Source organism: Maribacter sp. HS (assembly GCF_048059195.1).
Lineage (GTDB): Bacteria > Bacteroidota > Bacteroidia > Flavobacteriales > Flavobacteriaceae > Maribacter > Maribacter dokdonensis.
Map to the genome: position 1 here is coordinate 1 of NZ_JAYLVV010000017.1, position 1445 is coordinate 1445.

Consider the following 1445-nt stretch of genomic DNA (forward strand, 5'->3'; position numbering starts at 1 on the left):
TAGCATCTATGTAAAAGCAGTAAGTCGAGTATCTTTAAGATGAACTAAAAATCAAAGATATGAACACTCAAATTACTGCTACACCTAAGTTATTCATTGGTATCGACATACACAAACGCAGTTGGAAGGTACACTGTGCGACGGATCTGTCATCCGGAAAGACTTTTAGCATGCTGCCCGATGCCGAATTGCTCTATGAATATGTAGCCAAGCATTATACAGGTTATGAAGTGTCCACCGCTTATGAGGCGGGCTGTTGCGGATACCGTGCACACCGGTGCTTTACAGGTTATGGCTGGCGCAGCTTGGTGGTCAATCCGGCCGATATATTCAGGCGGGGCAAGGAGCGCCATACCAAGACGGATAGGATCGATGCCCAACTCATAGCACGGGAACTCAAGGACGGCAGGTTGAGCGGTATTTGTGTGCCGGACAAGTGCAGGGAGCAACTGCGGAGCCTTTTCCGTCGCAGGAACGATCTGGTCAAGGATATGCGCCAGATCAAGAGCTATATCAAGATGCAGTTGCTGTATTACGGTATAAGGATACCCCAAGAATTCGATAACGACCATTGGAGCCATAAGTTCAGGGATTGGCTCGATGAACTGGATTTCGGGTACGATACGGGCAATGAGGTCCTGCGTAGCCGTATGCGCAGTTTTCGGTTCATCGACCGGGAGTTCCGGGAAGTTTCCACCTTATTGCGCCGGTATACCAAGAAACACTTTAAGAAAGATTATATGCTTTTACGGAGCATTCCCGGTATAGGTCCCATAGTGGCCAGTGGTATTTTGAGCGAATTGGGCGACCTGCGCCGTTTCGGTAATATCAAACATTTGGCCGGATATGTAGGTCTGGCACCGGGCATTTACCAAAGTGGCGATACCATCCGACATACGGGGGTGAGCATGCGTGCCCACCGGTTGATACGCAGTTATTTCATCGAGGCCTCTTGGCAGGCCATTCGAACGGATCCCGTGATGCAGGGCTATTACCGCAAGCATCACGGAAAAAATGTGAAGAGTGTCATCGTAAAGGTGGCCAGGAAACTACTGAGCAGGACATTGGCGGTGATAAAGACGGAGACCCCTTATGAGATAGGGGTATTGGAATAGAATATAGAGAAAGTAAAACAATAGGATAACCGAGCTCACAATAGAAGTAGAAAAGTCCGGATCACAGAACAATGTAGGTGGTCCCGCCGCTGGCGGGAACCACATCGGTTAGCAAGTGACCGGGCTTATTATAACTTATGATCATACAGATGCCGGTGGCCATGCCCAAAGCACGGACCACATATAGGATGCGGAGCAAGTTATATATGGTGTTGAAGTATTGACAACCAAGCATTATGCTGGAAAGGGTTGCCAACAATCCAACACCCCAAAATCAACATTATGGACCAATAAAAAATAAAATATTAACTTTAGAGAACTGGACTAGGG

The 1445-nt window shown here is 47.8% G+C and carries 1 protein-coding gene; it reads left to right on the top strand.

The window, feature by feature from the left end; all coding sequences use genetic code 11:
• Positions 1–59: 59 nt before the first annotated feature.
• Positions 60–1115 carry an IS110 family transposase gene (locus tag VBZ51_RS18950; protein ID WP_416577968.1) on the top strand — a complete coding sequence of 352 codons (1056 nt, stop codon included), beginning with the start codon at positions 60–62 and terminating at the stop codon, positions 1113–1115.
• Positions 1116–1445 lie beyond the last annotated feature (330 nt).